12 protein-coding genes and 2 pseudogenes are annotated in these 17939 nt (G+C 58.1%); 9 read left to right on the forward strand and 5 right to left on the reverse strand.

What is annotated here, in order from left to right; genetic code table 11:
• The coding region (locus FXB41_RS37945; protein WP_246649527.1) for a Crp/Fnr family transcriptional regulator at positions 1-482 on the reverse strand (482 nt) is incomplete at its 3' end.
• A 105-nt stretch (positions 483-587) separates the two neighbouring features.
• Here FXB41_RS37945 and tnpA point away from each other — a divergent pair.
• The 4 genes and pseudogenes from tnpA to FXB41_RS37965 all read left to right on the forward strand — a co-directional run.
• On the forward strand, positions 588-998 hold the full coding sequence (gene tnpA / locus FXB41_RS37950; protein WP_219685412.1) for an IS66-like element accessory protein TnpA: 411 nt from the start codon (positions 588-590) through the stop codon (positions 996-998).
• Positions 999-1060: 62 nt separating this feature from the next.
• Positions 1061-1341, forward strand: a pseudogene (tnpB, locus tag FXB41_RS41845) (IS66 family insertion sequence element accessory protein TnpB).
• A 73-nt stretch (positions 1342-1414) separates the two neighbouring features.
• Positions 1415-2986, forward strand: a complete 1572-nt coding sequence (gene tnpC / locus FXB41_RS37960) for an IS66 family transposase (protein WP_219685421.1) — start codon at positions 1415-1417, stop codon at positions 2984-2986.
• Positions 2987-3082: 96 nt separating this feature from the next.
• A pseudogene (locus FXB41_RS37965) lies at positions 3083-3370 on the forward strand (DUF4189 domain-containing protein); the annotation flags it as partial.
• Between the two features lie 928 nt (positions 3371-4298).
• On the opposite strand, the gene FXB41_RS37970 reads toward FXB41_RS37965, so the two are convergent.
• Positions 4299-8516, reverse strand: coding sequence for a non-ribosomal peptide synthetase (locus tag FXB41_RS37970; protein WP_219685413.1), 4218 nt, complete (start codon positions 8514-8516; stop codon positions 4299-4301).
• Between the two features lie 121 nt (positions 8517-8637).
• Here FXB41_RS37970 and FXB41_RS37975 point away from each other — a divergent pair, with 121 nt between their 5' ends.
• Complete coding sequence (locus FXB41_RS37975; RefSeq protein WP_376707538.1) at positions 8638-9321, forward strand: DUF6875 domain-containing protein; 684 nt, start codon at positions 8638-8640, stop codon at positions 9319-9321.
• Between the two features lie 1970 nt (positions 9322-11291).
• On the opposite strand, the gene FXB41_RS37980 is transcribed toward FXB41_RS37975, so the two are convergent.
• Entirely contained in the window at positions 11292-12479 is a 1188-nt protein-coding gene (locus FXB41_RS37980; protein ID WP_219685415.1) for an IS256 family transposase, read from the reverse strand.
• Between the two features lie 622 nt (positions 12480-13101).
• Between FXB41_RS37980 and FXB41_RS37985 the strand changes: the two genes are divergently transcribed.
• Positions 13102-13422 carry an H-NS histone family protein gene (locus FXB41_RS37985; protein ID WP_219685416.1) on the forward strand — a complete coding sequence of 107 codons (321 nt, stop codon included), beginning with the start codon at positions 13102-13104 and terminating at the stop codon, positions 13420-13422.
• A gap of 1212 nt (positions 13423-14634) precedes the next feature.
• Here the strand turns inward: FXB41_RS37985 and FXB41_RS37990 are convergent.
• Complete coding sequence (locus FXB41_RS37990; RefSeq protein WP_219685417.1) at positions 14635-15168, reverse strand: HlyD family secretion protein; 534 nt, start codon at positions 15166-15168, stop codon at positions 14635-14637.
• 921 nt (positions 15169-16089) lie between these two features.
• Here FXB41_RS37990 and FXB41_RS37995 point away from each other — a divergent pair.
• From FXB41_RS37995 to FXB41_RS41300, 3 genes are all read left to right on the forward strand, one after another.
• Complete coding sequence (locus tag FXB41_RS37995; RefSeq protein WP_219685418.1) at positions 16090-16398, forward strand: hypothetical protein; 309 nt, start codon at positions 16090-16092, stop codon at positions 16396-16398.
• Positions 16399-16552: 154 nt separating this feature from the next.
• A complete protein-coding gene (locus tag FXB41_RS38000; protein ID WP_219685419.1) occupies positions 16553-16768 on the forward strand; it encodes a hypothetical protein in 216 nt (71 codons plus the stop codon).
• Positions 16769-17141: 373 nt separating this feature from the next.
• Positions 17142-17297, forward strand: coding sequence for a hypothetical protein (locus FXB41_RS41300; RefSeq protein ID WP_246649529.1), 156 nt, complete (start codon positions 17142-17144; stop codon positions 17295-17297).
• Between the two features lie 123 nt (positions 17298-17420).
• Here the strand turns inward: FXB41_RS41300 and FXB41_RS41305 are convergent, their stop codons facing one another.
• Positions 17421-17579, reverse strand: coding sequence for a hypothetical protein (locus tag FXB41_RS41305; protein ID WP_245285881.1), 159 nt, complete (start codon positions 17577-17579; stop codon positions 17421-17423).
• Positions 17580-17939: the final 360 nt, after the last annotated feature.

Raw genomic sequence — 17939 nt, forward strand, 5'->3', positions numbered from 1 at the left:
ATCAGGAGCGTCACTGTCGTTCGTCGCACACCCAGTATTTGCGAAAGCGCCTCTTGGGTGAGTGCGAGGACGTCGTGGTCGGCGCGGTCGCGAAGATGGAGCAGCCAGCGTGACATGCGGGCTTGGGCCGGATGCAGCGCATTGCAGGCGCCGCCGATTTGTAGCTGTATCAGCATCGCTTTGAAATGAATCTGGACTGCGTGGCGGATCGCGGGGCTTCGGCTAAAAGCGGCGTGGAATCGCGATGCGGAGATCCGCGAGGCGATGCCCGCGGCGCGAACGACGGCGGTAACGGCCGAAGGGGACGGCCCTAGCACGGAAAGAGTGCCTACTGCTCCCTCGCGCCCTATTGCGGCGCTGGCGACCGTCTGTCCGTTGGCCATGTCGATCATCACAGAAATGGCGCCACTATGAGGAAAGAGGACGTGCTCGGTCTGGTCACCCGCCTGCGAGACGACCGCATCCCGATCGAGCGCTACCATCTCTAGCTCGGGCGCCAGCAGATCGAGGTCCGCCGCCGGTAGTGCTGCCAGAAGCCCGGTGAAGGCCGCCTTGCCGAATGAGGCGTGTTGTTGAGAACTGTCCCTATGGACAGTGATAGACGCAGTGCCCAAGTCGAACGGCTCGAAGTAGTGGACACAGGCCGGCGGCGGCGCTGGTCCGAGGATGAGAAGCTCAAGATCGTCCTGGAGAGCTTACAAGCGCCGCGTCAGGTCGCTGCGACGGCGCGGCGATATGGCGTTTCGCGCTCATTGCTGCTGCGATGGCGACGGTCGTTTCGGCCTGAGCCGAAGGATGCCGCCCATCAACCTGGCTTCGTACCGGCGATGGTGGTGGCGGAATCAGGTCGGGCGCCCTGTCCGGTCGCGCCGGCCAGCAGCGGCGGGACGATCGAGATCGAGTTTGCTGCCGGGGCTCGGATGCGGATCACGGGTACGGTCGACGCAGCCACGCTGAAGGCCGCGGTGGCGGCGCTGGCAGATGGACGCCTACGGTGATCCCTATTGCGTCAGGCGTGCGGGTGTGGATTGCGACCGGCCACACCGATATGCGTCGGGGCATGAACTCGCTGGGCTTACTGGTGCAGGAAGCCTTTAAGCGAGATCCGCACGGCGGCGACCTCTATGTGTTCCGTGGCAAAAGCGGCAAGCTGATCAAGATCCTTTGGCACGATGGACTGGGCATGTCGCTTGTGCCAAGCGGCTGGAGCGCGGCCGCTTCCTGTGGCCATCGCCGGCTGATGGCGTCGTGACAATTACCCCAGCCCAGCTTGGCTACCTGCTGGAGGGCATCGACTGGCGGCTGCCGCAACATACTTGGCGACCGCAGGCGGCGGGCTGATCGCTGGGATGTGAATCGGAGGCACGATCAGCGGTTCGGACAGAGGCCGCGTCTTGTGATTCTCTGGTCGGCGATGGGCGCTGATGATTCTCTTCCCGACGATGTGACCACGCTGCAGACGATGCTGCGCGCCGAGCGAGCGGCCCGGTTGGCCGCAGAGGCGGAAGCCCAGGCGGGCACCTTGCTGATTGAGAAGCTCAAGCTCACGATCAAGAAGCTGCGGCACGAGCAGTTCGGACAGTCCTCCGAGCGAGGCGCTTTGCTGGACCAGCTCGAGCTACAGCTCGCCGATCTGGAGGAGAACGCGGCGCAAGCTGAGACCGCGGCGCAGATGGCAGCCGACAAGATTACGGTGCCATCGTTCGAGCGCCGCAAGCCAGCCCGCCGGCCGCGGCCGGAGCATTTGCCGCGGGAGCGCCTTGTCTATCCGGTGCCTGCCACCTGCCCATGCTGCGGCGACAGCCGATTGCGCAAAATTGGCGAGGACGTGACCGAGACGCTGGAACTCGTTCCGCGCCAGTGGAAGGTAATCCAGCATGTGCGCGAGAAGCTCGCCTGCCGGGCCTGCGAAGCGATCACCCAACCGCCGGCTCCTTCGCACCCGATTGCGCTCGGGCGTGCAGGGCCCAAGCTGCTGGCTCATGTCCTGTTCGCCAAGTACGGCCTGCACCTGCCGCTTAATCGTCAGAGCGAGGTCTACCAGCGTGAGGGCATCGACCTAGACGTCTCGACGCTCGCGGACTGGGTAGGAGCCTCCGCCGCAAGCCTGATGCCTTTGGTCGATGCGATCCGGAGCCACGTCTTCGCAGCCGAGCGCATCCACGCCGATGACACCACGGTGCCAGTCCTGGCCAAGGACAAGACCCGGACCGGACGGCTCTGGACCTACGTGCGCGACGACCGTCCGTTTGCCGGCCCAGATCCGCCGGCGGCCGTGTTCTTCTACTCGCCCGATCGTGGCGGTGCGCATCCGGAGCAGCATCTGGCGGGCTATGCCGGATTGATGCAGGCTGACGCCTACGCCGGCTTTGGCAGGCTCTACGAGGCCAATCGCAAGGGCGGCCCGATCATCGAGGCCGCATGCTGGGCTCACGGCAGACGCAAGTTCTTTGATCTGGCACGGCTCAGCAAGGCGCCAATCGCGGCCGAGGCGGTCAAGCGCGTCGATGTCCTGTTCGCCATCGAGCGCGAGATCAGCGGACTTCCGGCGCAGGAGCGTCTGCGTGCGCGCCAGGAGCGTAGTCGCCCCCTGATCGGCGAGCTGGAGGTGTGGTTGCGCGAGCAGCGCGCCAAGCTCTCCAGGAACAACGACACGACCAAGGCGATCAATTACTGCCTCAGCCGCTGGGACGCATTTAGTCGCTTCCTTGATGACGGACGGCTCTGCATGTCGAACAATGCTGCTGAACGTGAGCTACGGGCGGTCGCCATCGGGCGAAAAAACTGGACCTTCGCCGGGTCCGATGAGGGCGGTCGGCGTGCTGCTGCCATCTACAGCCTCATCGCCACCGCAAAGCTCAACGACGTCGACCCGCAGGCTTGGCTTGCCGACGTGCTGGCGCGCCTACCTGATCACTCTGCCAAGCGCATTGACGAACTGCTGCCTTGGAATTGGCAGCCCCAAAGCGTCGCTCACGCAGCTTGAGCGCGATCAGCCTTCTCGAAAGCGGCCTAACCGGGGGCCTTCGCCGGATGCGTACAGAATTTGTGGGTAATTGAAAGCTTCACCGGAAGCATACCGATCGTCCAAGGCCCCGACAGCAGCAAATGGGGCATCTCGTGAAACCACGCCTCACGGCGCGCGGCGGTGGCCGATGCTCGCGGCAATTGCGCCGGGGCGAAATGCCCGATCGAGCTTTCCTTTTACGGAAAGAGCTGCGGAGCGTTGGCGATCTCGGACAAGTCCTGGTCGCTCATCCAGCGCGATAACGTTCAGCGCGCCAGGGACGCCGCGCTTGACGATTGCGGCAAGGCTGGCAAAGCTTGCCGCATTATTGGATCCGTTTGCGCCGGCGGCTCCAGCCGCTGAACCTTTCAACTTGGATTTTATTCATGGCAGAGATCGTGGCTGGGACGCTCACTCTCGCTTCGCTCCTTTACTCCGCTCTCGGCCCGTCACCGGCGCTCCCTGGGCCCGATCCCAGTCGGGGCCAGGGTCTCTCCGATAAAAGTTGGCGCGTTCTCAGGCTCAGTAGATCGTCAGCGGAGGGGTTTGCTAAACGTTGGGTCAATGCCTCCGCATTGTGGACGAGCTCCAAAAAACTCGTGCGGGGGTATATCGATTGAATAGAGAGCCCGGCATTGAACCTATTTGTGTTCTCTTGCCATCGTTGGCATACGGCAGTGACAAAATCCTGGGCACAATCGAGAGCCGTCTGCATTGCCAGAAAATAGATGCCTAGTTGCGTGAACATATTGGCGACACCGACAAAGATCACAATTTCTCGTCGGCCGCTCTGCTGATCTTTGTACGCGCCAGCATTCGTGCTGCCTCTCGGGTCAGTGTATATGTAGATATCGCGGATAACATCCGTCTCGGACTTGTCCAGAGACTGTATGGCCAACGTTTCATCCGCGGAATGGCGACGCGCAATGTCTCATACCTGTCTATGTCCTCGGCTGCTGACCGTGCGCTTCGTTGCCTCGCAAACCGCAAAATGCTACTAAATGGGCCACTTGGCAAACTCGCTTCATGGCTTGCCCTCCCTGATCACGCGTTCGACGGCGTCAAACGTAGCCTTTCTCTGCGGAGACAGAGACATTCTAAAGTTGGTGGCGGGGTCCTACCAAGCTCTTTCGACGGTTCGCGCAGGCCAAGAAGCGGCCGCCGAATCCGGCTTTGTGCCGGGTTGCAACCGGGAAGTCGATAAGCCGAGCGATAACCGCGGCCTACACCTGCATCGAACTGCAGGTGTCGTCCAGCAGGGCCCCGCTGCGATTTCGATTTCTTCCCAGCCTCACCGCCGAAAGGGATCATGCGCGGCTTCTTGAACACCCTTGGTGATCGGCAAGTCGAAAATCGCCGCCTTTAGATTTCCTTCCTCCATCTCACGCCCCCTAGATAAACATTCAACCTGGGCACATTCCGAGGTCGGATCAAATCGCTTAAGCGTTTCGTTGATTTTTTGAGCCAGGGACTGATTGTGTTCACGGAACATCGACAAATGATCCCCAATCACGGGTACGACTTCCAGGCCGGGAAGAAATAGATTCCTCCAACCTAGGCTGTCGTCCAAAGCAGACATCTCAAACCCCGATTCTGATCGAAAAAGGATACCCCGACTGTCAAGAGGACGCGGGCAGTAAGATCCAAGGATCTTTGTATACAATCGTTCGACGAGCCTCGTGGGCAACGGTGCCCCTTCCTCGTCCAGCATCGTCGTAACAGTGCTTCGTCTCGGCAAGATGCCGCTAAGCCACTTCCTCGCTTCCTGACCGAGCATCCACTGGACGGCCTGCCATGAGCGCTGCAAGCGGAACGCCACTGATTCTGAAAGTTGATGCGCCGAAGGCCTGTTCGGGGCTTGCGTCCAAATTTGTCGACATTTCCGCCAAGCAACTTCACGTGCAGTCGGATACTTAGCCGACGTATCGAACAACATCACCATATCTACCCGGCCACCTTGCCTTTGGAATTGATGAGCCATTTCAAAGGCAATGATCCCTGCGAAGGAATGCCCCGCAAGTACACACGACGAGGAAGTTATATGGGTACACAGTGCCGCTACAAATGGCGCAACTAGTTGCTCAATAGTTGGGAAGGCGGATGTCCGATTGTTGGCAACCGCAGCACGCCATGCCAAAGGCCACGGAGGCACATCGATTCCGAAAACCTGGTTATCCACCAATTCGGCAAGACGTAATTCGTGCGGTCCGGCGTAAACGAAGTACACGGGGTACGCCCCCTTGCCTTTGTTCATTTCAACAACCGCGGGTCGTCGTTTGCGCGTTGGCCCCTGAGCGACGATAACCCTTGCTAGTTTTTGTACCGTCGGATTTCGGTAAAGATCCGAAAGGCTGAGGCTCACCCTCGTCACTTGTTTGATCCGATTGATCATCCGGACGGCCATCAATGAATGCCCACCCAATTCGAAAAAGTTGTCCTTGATACCGACTTGCTTCAGCTCGAGTAATTCACACCATATGCCGATAAGCGCTTCTTCGGTCGGGGTGTTTGGCGGCACACACAATTCTTCAGATTCGAATGACCTAACGCCGGGCGGCGGCAATGCCATGCGGTCCAGTTTACCGTTAGGAGTCTTGGGAAATGCATCCAACAAGACAAAGGCCGCAGGAACCATATACGTCGGCAGATGATCTCTGCAAAGAATCCGCAGTTCGCCCTCTAGGGCAGCAGACGAAACGGTGGGCCTCACATACCCTATGAGTCTCCTGTCGCCTGATGTGTCTTCTCGCGCCACAACTACAGCTTCCTGTACGGCTGGATGCCGCATTACCATCGCTTCAATCTCACCCAATTCGACGCGATGCCCGCGAATCTTTACCTGATGATCCATCCGGCCAAGAAACTGAATCATGCCATTTGGCAATCGTAGAACCAGGTCACCGGTTTTGTATAACCGGGAACCAGATGTCTTGCTGAACGGGTCAACAATGAATCGTTCCTGCGTCAATTCTGGCTGATTGTGGTAGCCACGACCTACTTGAACGCCACCCAGATATAATTCGCCGGGTACGCCGATTGGGACATGTTGTTGATGACCGTCCAGCACATGAGCCTGAGTATTGGCTACGGGGCGGCCGATGGGAATGATACCATTATCATGCTGGCGCGGCACTGAGTAAAACACTGAAGTGATTGTGGCTTCCGTTGGTCCATAAAAAAAGTGCAATTCTGCATTGACCAGTCGAAAAAAGTCTCGAGCGAGGTCTCCAGTCAACACTTCGCCGCCGCAGAACACATGCCGCAAGCTGCGGCAGGCTTTGACTTCCGGTATCTGGAGCAGCATACGCAGCGTCGATGGCACCAGGTGCATGACACTAATCTGGTATTGAACAATCGTTTGGAGCAGATACGCCGGATCCCGATTTCCACCCGGTTGCGCCAACACCAACCGGGCGCCTACGAACAGCGGCGCAAGGATTTCCAAAACCGCGGGATCGAAGCTAAATGAAATCTGCTGCAATACACAGTCGTGTTTGTCCAAGGGAAATGTCGACTGCATCCAACTCATCACATTTCTGACGGCTCGATGAGGAATCATTACTCCCTTCGGATTGCCTGTAGACCCTGAAGTATAATTTACGTAGGCAAGGTTTGAATCCACCGCAGTGCACGTCGGATTGTCAACGTTCCCAACGAAGATTTCCGGATCATCCATGGAAATGAGCGTTGTCGTCTTAGATGCGGGCAGAATTGGAATCAGCTTGCGGTCAGTGAGTAGAATGGGCGTGTTAGCGTCGTTCAGCATAAATGCAATGCGTGCCGGCGGGTAAGCCGGATCTATCGGCACATAAGCGCCTCCGGCTTTGAGAACGCCGAACAAGCCGATGATCAACTCTGGCGATCGGTCCATGCAGAGACCCACCAGAACGTCAGGACCAACTCCTAATTTTCGCAAATGATGCGCAAGCTGATTTGAACGATCGTTTAGCTCGCCGTAGCTCAGGCGCCATTCGCCGAACTCCACTGCCACGGCATCCGGAGCTCGCTTGACTTGCGCTTCGAATAGTTCATGGACGCAGAAATCCCCGGGGTAGTCTGCTTGTGTTTCGTTCCATTCTACCAGAACCTTGTGACGCTCAGCGGGTGTTAATAGCGGTAGATCCCGGAGCAGATGCTGCGGCCTCTCTGTCATTGCCTCAAGCAGCGTTTGTAAATGGCCGAGCATCCGGCGAACTGTGGCGTGGTCTAATCGGCTGCCGTCGAATCCGATCTTCAGGCACAATTCAGTCCCATCATAAGCCGCCAGGGTGACCGGATAATTCGACCGCTCAAAGACATGGAATTGACGAGTGGCCCAAGATCCTCCCTGGGTCTGCAATAGGGAGTTCAGTTGATAGTTCTCAAAGACAAGGATGCTTTCAAATAGTGGCCTGCCCGCTGGCACATCGCTCCAAGCCTGTATCTTCTCCAGCGGCGTATGCTCATATTCGCGCATCGCCATAGATCGCGCGCGCAGATCCTTCAGCCAAGGAATGAGCGCGGCCTCGGGGTTCACGTGCACACGCAACGGCAATGTGTTGATGAACAAACCTACCATCGCTTCCGCGCCCTCGATTGCGCTTCGGCGACAATTCCTGGTAACTCCGAATACAACTTCGGTTTCGCGGCTGTACCGACTCAGCAGAAGCGACCAGGCACCCTGAACTATCGTGTTGAGGGTCAGTTCATTCGTCCCAGCGAGCGAACGAAGAGCGGAGGTAATCTCACTCGATAACCAAATCTCCTCATTCCCTCCGTGGATCTCAACCGTCCGGTCATTGCTCGGCACGCGATCAACCACCAGGGGAGTGGGTTCCGCGAAGCCATCGAGCGTACGCCTCCAAAACCTTTCAGATCTAGAGAGCTCCTGCTTTTGTAGCCAATCAATGTAGTCCCGATAAGGTCGGGGTCGCTCCAGTCCTATTTCTGTGCCAGTGCGGAGAGCTTCGTAATAGGAGAACACTTCCCGAAGGATAGGTGCGAATGACCTGCCGTCCAACACTGCGTGATGAAAAGTCCAGATGAGGCGGTTTTTCGCCTCACCACAGCGCACAAGGGATAGACGGTGCAGGGGCGCTCGCGCCAGATCGAAGCCATGACGACGATCCGTCTCCAAAAGATCAGCCGTTCGTCGATCCTGTTCGGCATCTGTGATTCCGCGCCAGTCTCGTTGCTGCCAAGGGATCTCGACCTGAGCTCGCACCTGCTGTTGTGGCGCATCGAGATCAAGCCAACGAAACTCCGTTCGCAAAACCGGATGGCGAGCAACTACAATTCTCCAGGCCTGCCGCAGAGCGGCCACATCAAGAAGTTCCGGCAAATCGCAGAGCAGTTGCTCGATGTAGACTCCCGTTCCCTGCGCCAACAAACTGTGGAACAGCATACCTTCTTGTGTCGGGGACAGCGCGTACACATCCTCGATCGTGCTCGTTCGCAGCTCAACGCGGGTTGCCCAACTTGTGCCGGAGCTTTCGTCTAGATTGTCGTTTCGATCCCTTGCGATCTTCAATTGTTATCCCACCGATTTAATATTGCCCTGGGCAAGCTTTAATATTATTGTTTACGCTGTTAATAGCTTTAAATCGAGACGGTAACAAGGTAAGATTTTTAAATCGAGGGCGCGGACAGCAATGCGAGATTCTCCGGAGAAAATTCTGAAAACTCATACCTTTGTGTCCTCCGGAGACGTGAGATCTGCCAAACGCATCCTTAACTGGGCCAGGGATCATCTCATTCGGGAGCAAGAAAGCGTCAGACGACCTTACCCTCCTCAAACGGTTTGTCCCTATGTGGAGGCCTCGATCAAAGCGAACTGCCTGTACATGGTCTTTCATAACGACGTGAACGGACGGGACCCCGCAGCTGTTGCCGACGTGATCTTGGGATACGTCAATCCCTTCAAAGAGGCGCCCCCCTTTGCGCGGCATGAACAGGCATTAAAAGCGTTGCTCATCGTATTCCCAAATGTCGAGGAGAAATACCTAACGGTGCTTGATGAGTGTCATCGGACGATCAAACCCAAGATTGTCAACTTTGGTTTGATGATTGGCCAGTTTCATCCAAGATGCCGTGAACGGGCGGTCCATAATCCTGAGTGGGATGCAATCTCGCAATCTCCGGTCCCGCTAGTGGCGATCCGGCATATGACGATACACGACATCATGTTCTTGCATGATAGCGAGGAAGGATTTCGAGCATATGAAAGCAAATTTGGATGCCGCTTCGCGCAACGAGGCGAATCTCTGTATCCGTATCAGAAGCACCTGATTACGTATTATGAGCGAGCAAAATCCGCTTATGCGCGTCTCGAATAACCTGCATGGCTGCTTATAGCTGTCATCTCTGCCAAGCGGCGTTCAAGTGTGGCTCTGACGAAATCTGATGCAGCTCCTTTCATTCTGCCGATCGATCTGGCTCCAGGACATCGTTTTCATTGCCCTTTAGCTCGGTGAGTGCTGCGTAAACCCGCAGGCCCGACGCGTAACATTGCTCATACTCGCTTCACCAGCTTATGCCCGACTCAGTACAACCGGGGAGAGTGAAGCGGAACTCACTTCATACGTTGATCCGTAAGCGTCGTACTGCACCCACCTTCTCGCGGCACACTGGATAGGCGAGTTTCACGATCTCTTTGGAAGGCATCGGCTTATGTCTATGCTTGACCATACGCTTAAGTCGGATGTGACGACGCATCGACTGGAAGTGATCACGGAGACGGGACGACGTCGCTGGTTTTCGAGGGACGACAAGGCCCGGATTGTCGAGGAGACGCTGGTGCCGGGGCGCGGTCGTTTCCGAGATTGCTCGACGACACGGGCAGCCTGGGTAGCGACCGCACTTGGTCGTTCGTTCAGGCCGGTCCCGCGGAATGAGCCTGACGAATGAGCCCGGCATTCGCGCCGGGCTGATCGCCAGTAAGGTTCAGGTGCTCAGCAACGGCCAACTAGAAAAGACCCTCCGCGGTCGGTCAGTTCGGTTTCCGACATTGCATGTCTACTCAGGCCGCGTCGCATGCATGTTGCTGCCCGAGTATGCTCCATGGCGCTGCGCTCGATTGCGCGAGCTACGCAATGCGCGCGCGACTATCCCGCACCAACTCGGATTCGAAACCAATGTGAAGCATAAAGCGAAACTAGTTCCGCTTTGACGCGCTGGCGGAACTTAACCGGCTGTCGCTAAACGACAAATTTAGTTATGCTTAGTAATCATGATGACTCCATCGCAATAATAAAAAAATAAGTTGGGGAAAACACCGGGAGGTCGGAAATGGAATCTGCCCGCCGCTTTCGCGCAATGGCTTTGCTTTGCCGACAGACTGCTGCGCGCCATCCTGAGAGAAGCTGGAAGCTGCTCGCGGAGGCTGAGTACTGGGAGCATTTGGCAGCTTCGGCTCTAGCTCAGTGAACCTCGAACGAACCTTTATTCGACATTCGTTTCTCGTCGACGCCTTAGTTCAAGTCATATGAAAGGCAGGCAATGTCCAGTACTCGCCACATTTATAGCTTTGCGGTTATGCGTGAACGGCTGAAAACGCTAGTTGCGGAGCTCAGAGAAGTGGAGAAGCTTCGAAACAGGCTTCGAAACGTAGAAGCGAGAACAACGGGCAGAACACGGCGCGCCAAAGCGGGCGGCAGAGCAAAAGCCGTTTGGACACGCTCTTAGATCTCACCCCCGCATTCGTTCGCCATTGCGGGAGATCCGTGCGTCGGCAGATCCCGCTGATGTAAGCTAATGCACGTGCTGAAAGTCGGCACTCTGCTGTCAATTCGAGAAACGAGGCTGGCGCCTCGGTCCTCCACGGGCGATAGCACGCCGCTCCGCCACTGCCATCCAATCTATCAGCAATCCTCTGTCCTCCTTGAGAAGGACGCGCGCCGCTTAAGATGAATTCACGGGCATTCAACGCGGGGTGTCCGGCTCAATCGGCGATTCGACATTCTGCTCTAGAGCGAGGTGATTGACCTGGATAACGGCGATCGGGCGCGGGACAGCCGTGTTTCATCGACGGACGAGGGCATCTATCCCGTATCCCGTTGCGGTGCGGCCAAGATCGTTCCGATTGGGACCGACTGGAAGTCGCCGGGCTCGCCTCAGTGCGTCCGCAGCGTGCTTTTCCAATGGGCAAAAGCTCGTGTCATCTGCCCGACCTCGAACACCAGAACGCCTGCCGGGCACCTTACTCGGTCCTTTCGGTGAATTAACCCACATCCGAATACGGATCGTGTCCCGTGGCGTGGTGTAGGTGGCGGCGGGCCACCGCGTTCGCCGGCTGGAGCCGGGCTGGTCAGCTGGCGATAGCCGTGATGCTGACGCTCGGATCATCGCTCAACGGCGCGATGGTTTCCAGTGTCATGTAGCGGGCACGCTGGACGGCCCATTCATCATTCTGTTCGAGCAGGATCGCGCCGATGAGGCGAGTGATGGCGTCCTCGTTGGGGAAGATGCCGATCACCTCGGTCCGCCGTTTGATCTCGCCGTTGAGACGCTCGATCGGGTTGGTCGAGTGCAGCTTGGTCCGATGCTGTGGCGGAAAGGTCATGTAGGCGAGCACATCGGTCTCGGCCTCGTTGAGGAAGCCGGCAAGTTTGGGCAGCTTGGGGCGGAGCTGGTCGGCGACCTTGCGCCACTGGGTTCGCGCGGCCTCGGCGTCGTCCTGAGCAAAGGCGGTGGCGATGAAGGCGGAGACGACGCGCCGCCCGCTCTTGCCAGCATGCGCCAGCGCGTTGCGCATGAAGTGGACGCGGCAACGCTGCCAGCTGGCATTGAGCACCTTGGCGACGGTGGCCTTGATGCCTTCGTGGGCGTCGGACACGACCAGCTTGACGCCGCGCAGGCCGCGGCGGGCGAGCTTGCGCAGGAACGCCGTCCAGAACGTCTCGGCCTCGGAAGGGCCGATGTCCATGCCGAGGACCTCGCGTCGGCCGTCGCTATTGACGCCGACCGCGACAATCACCGCGACTGAGACGATGCGGCCATTCTGGCGCACCTTCACGTAGGTGGCGTCGATCCACAGATACGGCCAGTCGCCCTCGATCGGACGGGCGAGGAAGGCCTTCACCTTGTCATCGATCTCGCCGCACAGCCGGCTGACCTGGCTCTTGGAGATGCCGGTCATGCCCATCGCCTGCACCAGATCGTCCACCGAGCGGGTCGAGACGCCCTGCACATAGGCTTCCTGCACCACGGCAGTGAGCGCCTTCTCGGCCATGCGGCGCGGCTCCAGGAAGCCAGGGAAGTAGGAGCCTTTGCGCAACTTGGGAATCCGCAGCTCAACCGCACCGGCGCGGGTCTCCCAGATCCGGTCCCGGTAGCCGTTGCGCTGGGCCAGACGTTCGGGGCTCTTCTCGCCGTAGGCCGCCCCCGTCTGGCCTCCCACTTCCAGCTCCATCAGGCGCTGGGCGGCAAAGCCAATCATCTCGCGCAAGAGATCGGCATCAGGGGTCTTCTCCACGAGCGTGCGCAGGTTCATCATGTCGTCGGTCGTCGGTGGTTCCTCGGTTGCGTTGGCGTATCGCAACCCGATCCTACCGGAGAACTGCCGGTGACCACCGCAAAGCCGCCCGCCCGCTACGGCGCTGTTTGAAGGCGCGCGTCCGGGCGGCTTTGCTCTACCGAGCTACACCACCACCGGGGACACGACCCGAATACGTCAGCGCAATTAAATGCATCTGCCTCACGGATCAGGTCTCTTTTCAAACCTGCACGCTAGAGACAGTCTATTTCCATTTTTCGTTTTTGAATTTCGCCCACTCTACGGAAGTAATAACCACGTCTTTCAATGCCAGCTCTAACGCTCTAACTGCTCGCCTATACTGACAAGTTTTTCCCCGGTCGCGCGATTTTCTGGATGCATGGGTAAGCGCCCGAGCGCGGTGCCCGGGTTGCCAAAAGGCAACAATGTAGAATTAACGAAAGGCCAATATGCGAATTAGATGCGCCCGGCGTTTTTGGGCGATGTCACCGTATTACCGCTCTCTCGCCTTTATCATCCCTGGTTGTTGCATTTAAATGTGGATGGTGGGGCGGTTTCTTAGGGGCGGCCTTGTCCGCTACTTGGGCTTGATTGATTAATGCTCTTCGAATGGGGTGGAGCTATGAACATCGATCAGCTGAAATTGCTCTCGCTCGACGAGCTTTTCAAGATTCGCGACGAGGTGACTGCCAAACTTACCGACATAATGTTGGCGGAAAAGGCCAGATTGGAGGAACGGCAGCGAAGGATCGGAATGGCTCACGAAGTCACCCGGTTCGAGCGTACGCGCCGCCAATACCCGGCTGTTCATCCGAAGTATCGGAATCCGAACAACCCGACTGAGACCTGGTCGGGGCGCGGCAGGGTGCCGCGGTGGCTCAAGCCGCAACTTCGAGGTGGCCGTAAGCTGGATGATTTCCTCATTGTCCCAGCTTTCGATTAAAAGCGGCAGGTGACCTGATCATACGCAGTCAGCTGCACCTCGTCGGCCGAAGAAAAATCATAATGTGCTTCGGGATTGCGTCGCTAGGAGGCGCACCGAGGAATGCCTTGGCCGCAACGAGCCGATGTAGCCTGAAGGTAGCGCCGCGGGACGCCCACATCGCACCATTTTTTGAAAGTCAGGCCGCGCGCGGCCACAGTAAGCGTGACCCAAGGCGTAAGCACGCGGTCGGATCTCGGTCTCGCTGGCGTACGGCTTCTCTCGGAGAAATCAAATTGCGCCGCTAGACGTCCGAACAATTGACGGTTTGCGACATGCATAGCTGCGCAAAGGGCTTTTAGCATCGTTACTGCCAAAACAAAAATGTGTTCCTTCTTCTTCAAGGAATCGAATTACATGATATGTGACGTGTGGGCTTCAGGAGCGCATCGGGTCGATAATGTGCGCGATTAAAATGCCCCGCGCTCAGAACAATTCCAAAACCGACCAGCCAGGTACTCACGTCCACCTCCCAGCTTGGAAGTGAAGCTTCCCGTTCATGCACAGTCATAGGCATCGCGCAGGGAACCGCGATTTCAGCCGCGGCTGAGGATTCATTGCCACACGGGCGGCCTATCGCCGGAATGCAAGGAAAAGGAGTGTGCCGACGATGACGCCTGCGAGAAGTGGAAACAAAATATCCGGCACTTCGGGACTCCGGCTCAGTGCGTCGGATTAAATGCGAATTACGTTCTCAACTCCCTTATTTTTCGCTATTCTCCACAGCTCTGAGGAAATAGCTGGAAAAGGCACTCTTCCGTTGTGAGAACGAGGTGCCATTTCGGATCGGCTCCTCGCGGCTGAGGAGCTACGTGCTTGCCGACCTGCTGGATGGGATCATCGAGCGTCTCGCCTAAATGGCAGCAATCGAAGTCGTCACCGATGAGAAACTCGAGATAGGCCCGTTCTTCATCGCCCGCGCAGGGAATATGCGGTCAGGAGCTGGTCGGCATGCTTGGTGCGCGTGCGATCTCGCGCCACCGCGGCGACGGCCATTGGTTCGCGAAGAGATCACATGGTCAGCAGCCAAAAGAGCCACTTGGTCGGTGCCAGTAACTAATCGTGCGAGACGGAGTCAGAATTGCGTCTGTTCATCCTGGTATTCCGCCGGTTTGACTGTCGTGATGCGCTACGTGGCGCACGCGGTAGATTTGTCGGAGTGGCAGTCGCCATCTACGAGTCGCAAACACTCCGAGCGGCCGTAGTTCGGTGGCGACGGCCTTGATTGCGCCATTGGCGCCGTTCCGCGGCGACGGCCTGCACCTGCGTGTCGGCGATCGCGCGCTCCTCCCGGGTCAGTCCGGCCACGGCCGCATCGTAATTGGCCTGGGCCTCGGCCACGTCGGCGCGTGCGCTCGCAACGTCGTTCTCGGCCTGGTCGCGCGACTGCTGGGATTCGAAGCTCTGGCGTGCCAGCGTGCTGGTCCTGGTGGGCTGGGCCTGCACATAGCCGAGGCGGGCGCTGGCCTTGGCGATCGTGGCCTTCAGCGACTCGACCTGCTCGCGCCGGACACCGGCATAGACGTTGTTGCGGTTGGCGACTGCTGACGCCCGCGCAGCGCGTGGCTGGTCCGCCTGTGCCGCCAACTCCACCGCGGAGAGCCGCGCGAGAACATCGCCGGCGCGCCCAGTGGCGGCCTTCTCGACCGCAATCGATCGGAGCTGTCCGGTCTCCTCCGGCTCCACCCTCACTTCGGTCGTGCGCACGACACCCACGAGCGCGGGCGGTGATCCGGAGACTGGCGCGTTGTCGCGCGCGAGAAAGCCGAACATAGCAACGGCCCGGGCGGTAGACGCCTAAATGCGAATTGAGCAGCCCCTTGCTCAAGCCTCACCGCGCGAGACGGTGAAGTTCACTCCCTTCAGGGCAGTCGAGCTGCACAGTCTCTTACGCTGGTTCGCTAACGCAGGTTAAATCGGGTTCCAGTCACTCCTCGGGGGTCTGCTCCCCCGCGGCTCGCCGTCGCGGCGATTGAGTGCTCGGAGGCGACTGCAATGCAGGTACAGCCGAGGCGCGTCGCTCCGCCTCTTGGACTCTAAGCTGCAGATCTTCCAGCTCTGACAGTTGCCAAACGAGGTCGTCAACCATTGGACAAGAAGGATTGAGCGATAACCCTGCATCAACGCCCTCCTGAGTCTGCAGCTATCCAGACAGCAAAAGGACCCCAGCCTCAGGGCGGTGAAGCTGGGGCTTTTGATCTGCCTTGGCGAAGGCAGTCGCCCCTTGCGGGGAGGGACCGGGAAAACTTGGCAATCGGCAAGTCGTTCCAAGCCGAAAAAAATGAGCCCTAGCCCTGAGACAATGGGAAAGCTGGGGCCGACTGCGTTGACCACTTGGGGATAGGCATTGGGAAACTTGGTAACCGACGCGCCCGTTCCAATTGCCGTGCCCCCGAAAAAAGTTAGCGGTCTCTGTCGTCCTTGCCGTTTGGGCTGCCATCGCCGTCGCCGCTACCCACGGCTCGCTTCTTGGTCGCCTCCATGAGCGCGTGCGCCGGGATTGGGTCGATCGATAGGCAGTGTCTACCGATCGAAAGAGCAGACGACGTAAATTAGATTGAAATTCCATATTTAATCTAGTCTAATACGGAAGTTAAATCGAGGCGGCATTTTCAGGGTTTTGGGATCATGCCTCATTCTCCGTCCACCGTGCCTCATCCACGTGACGTCTATCTTGTGCTCGAGGATTTCGGAGGTGGGCTCGGACGTGCCTGGAGCGAAACCAACGAAGACGACGCTGGTCGAGCGACGCTGATGCGCCAAATAATGGAAGGCCAATACCAGCATCCTGCTCGGATCGTAGTCTTCAACACGGTAGAGGGCTGGTCCCGTGATGTAACTGTAGAGATTGCAGATGAGCTGCGCCGCTGCTTTGTCGAGTTCGATGACATTGCCCCAGCCGCGCTGGAATTCATCGAGAGAGTTGGAAGGAGTTGATGTGGTGCGCCGTCGTGCCTTGGTTGCGCCAATCGCACAACCTTATCCGAGACGAGGATGATGAGCGGCAGCACGAACAAACAAGCGACGATGGCGGGTGTGAGATAACTGCCTGGTGCGACATAAGACCAACCCGTCAGTATTTGGAGTTGCCATGTCGGTGGGTTGTGGTCGCGCTGTTGAATGGGACGGAAAGATTCTGACAGGTTCGCTGGTCGTAAATGGCGTGGCCACCAAAGTGACTGCGGACCGAGCGACGATCCATGCGTATGCCGCCGGGTTTAGCGATGCGCTCAGTTGGGAGATTGATCGCTGTCGGACAGAAATCTTTGAAAAGCTGGTGCCCTTCCTCATTCGTCAGAATAGCTGACGGTAAGCTATGACCTCGCCGCGTGTCCCGGATTTTTCCGCAACGATGCTGATTGCTAACGCCGGACGTCTTCTTCTCCATCTGCGAGATGACAAGCATGCCACCGGTCAGCCTGGAGAACATCGGGGCATGTGAAAGGGCTGCATTTCATTGCGCGCGGCATAAACGCATCCCGCCTAGATGTTACGGGAGGCGCTGCCGAAAGGCGGGCGCCGGAGAACACGGGATCCAATCTCCCACTTTGCGCTCGAAGCGCTGCAAGCACTGGGGAATTAGCCCGAGAAGGGCTGGTGAACTTCCGCAGCCGTGCACCTTAGCTGACCGCCGGCAAGCAGATATTGTCATACGATTGAAAGAGGCGGAGCATCGATCGATGGTCGAACGCGGCTTTCTGGCCGTCGCGGACCGGGTCCAATATTGGCACGGGACCGATCTCGACGCCGCTGAGCCCTGCGATGCCCTGCCGCACCTGGAGCAACTGGTCACGAACCCGATTGTTGTGTTGCGAATGGATGACCCGCAGTCCTAAAGGCTTGCTGGTGAGCTCGAGGCAATATTGGTCGGAGCCGCGGGGCAGTCTTCGCTCGATCGCGAGTCGTCAAGGTCAACGATCTTCCTCGCCGGGATGTAGCCGAAGGCGGGCCCAAGGCATTCACTTCTTCGACCTAGCTCTCCATCCGTATTCCTCATGCGGAATCGTTGCGGTGATCTCGACGTCATTGCCGGCCGAAACGCGCCAGGCTGCCACCCCGAAGCACAAGGTCAGCGTCAGGGCGAGGGCAAGCAGAAGCATAGAGACGAAATGGCTCACGCGCGTGTATCCATAAATCTGAAACCAGTTGAGAGCGTGCACAGAGGCCCGATTCGGAAAATGCAGACGATCTGACCCATCGGCCGTTTTCCCCATCCTTACACGGGCCAAAAGCGCTCACGATCCCGATCGTGATCGGCACGAGTGCGACCACCACCCACAGAGCGGGCGAGCTGGAGGACAGGCCGACGACCAGTATCAAAACACCGATACCGACGAGGGCCGCTGAGATTGCGTAGGCGACTGCCTTTTCCATCTGTCGATCCACGAACAATAAGGGATCGGTCGCACAAGCACGACTCGAGGCAAATCGAAACGCTCCTGTCTCGATTTAATTTGGTTGCGGAATCCGAGGCAAAG

The organism is Bradyrhizobium canariense (genome assembly GCF_019402665.1).
Lineage (GTDB): Bacteria > Pseudomonadota > Alphaproteobacteria > Rhizobiales > Xanthobacteraceae > Bradyrhizobium > Bradyrhizobium canariense.

What these genes read in the sequence shown, in the direction of transcription:
- tnpA (WP_219685412.1), top strand. Translation starts at nt 588, where the DNA reads ATGGACAGTGATAGACGCAGTGCCCAAGTCGAACGGCTCGAAGTAGTG.
- tnpC (WP_219685421.1), top strand. Translation starts at nt 1,415, where the DNA reads ATGGGCGCTGATGATTCTCTTCCCGACGATGTGACCACGCTGCAGACG.
- FXB41_RS37975 (WP_376707538.1), top strand. Translation starts at nt 8,638, where the DNA reads ATGCGAGATTCTCCGGAGAAAATTCTGAAAACTCATACCTTTGTGTCC.
- FXB41_RS37980 (WP_219685415.1), bottom strand. Translation starts at nt 12,479, where the DNA reads ATGATGAACCTGCGCACGCTCGTGGAGAAGACCCCTGATGCCGATCTC.
- FXB41_RS37985 (WP_219685416.1), top strand. Translation starts at nt 13,102, where the DNA reads ATGAACATCGATCAGCTGAAATTGCTCTCGCTCGACGAGCTTTTCAAG.
- FXB41_RS37995 (WP_219685418.1), top strand. Translation starts at nt 16,090, where the DNA reads ATGCCTCATTCTCCGTCCACCGTGCCTCATCCACGTGACGTCTATCTT.
- FXB41_RS38000 (WP_219685419.1), top strand. Translation starts at nt 16,553, where the DNA reads ATGTCGGTGGGTTGTGGTCGCGCTGTTGAATGGGACGGAAAGATTCTG.
- FXB41_RS41300 (WP_246649529.1), top strand. Translation starts at nt 17,142, where the DNA reads ATGGTCGAACGCGGCTTTCTGGCCGTCGCGGACCGGGTCCAATATTGG.